Below are 1,077 nucleotides of genomic sequence, written 5' to 3' on the forward strand. Positions count from 1 at the left end.
TCACCAGTCATGGACGGTGCCGTCGACGAGGCGGTTGTAGGGCAGGTAGGCCTGCTGGTACGGGAACGCCGCGGCCGCTTCCTCGTTGAATTCGACGCCGATGCCGGGCTTGTCGCCCGGGTGCAGGTACCCGTCCACGAACGTCATGGACTGTTCGAAGACCTCGTTCGTCGCATCCGAGTGCTGCATGTATTCCTGGATCCCGTAGTTATGGATCGCCAGGCCCACGTGCAGCTGCGCGGCGAACCCGACCGGGGAAATATCGGTCGGCCCGTGGAAGCCGGACTTGATCTGGTACTGCGCGGCGAAATCCATCACCTTCTTCAACGGTGAGATCCCGCCGAAGTGCGTGGACGCGGCCCGCACGTAGTCGATCAGCTGTTCCTTGATCAGGGTCTGGTAGTCCCAGACGGTGTTGAAAATTTCACCGATCGCCAGCGGGGTGGTGGTGTGCTGGCGGACCAGCCGCAGGCCTTCCTGGTTCTCGGCCGGGGTGCAGTCCTCGAGCCAGAACAGGTCGTAGGGTTCCAGCGCCTTGCCCAGCTTCGCGGCCTGGATCGGGGTCATCCGGTGGTGCCCGTCGTGCAGCAGAGGAAGTTCCGGGCCGAACTCGTTCCGGACCGCCTCGAACACSGASGGCAGGTGCCGCAGGTAGGCCCGGGTGTCCCAGTCCTCCTCCTGCGGGAACGCCCCGCGCCCGGCCGGTTCGTAGTCATACCGCTCCCCGGAGGCCTGCGCCTGCGCGGCGACCCCGTACACGGCCTTGATCCCCGGCACCGCGGTCTGGATCCGGATCGACTTGTACCCGAGCTCCAGGTGCTCCCGGACCGAATCGAAGAGCGAGGGCAGGTCCGCGCCCGAGGCGTGCCCGTACGCGCGCAGCCCGTTCCGGGACGCCCCGCCCAACAGCTGGTACACCGGCATCCCGGCGACCTTGCCCTTGATGTCCCACAACGCCATGTCCACCGCGGCGATCGCGGCCATCGTCACCGGACCCCGGCGCCAGTACGAGGACCGGTACAGGAACTGCCACGTGTCCTCGATCCGGTGCGGATCCTTCCCGATCAGCAACTGCGC

General features: G+C 66.7%; 1 protein-coding gene. It reads right to left on the minus strand.

What is annotated here, in order from left to right:
- Positions 1-1,077, minus strand: a 1,077-nt coding sequence (gene manD, locus AC1DF4_RS19130; protein WP_476914353.1) for a D-mannonate dehydratase ManD, incomplete at its 5' end; no start/stop codon positions are given.

The organism is Arthrobacter sp. 05N429, from assembly GCF_056397045.1.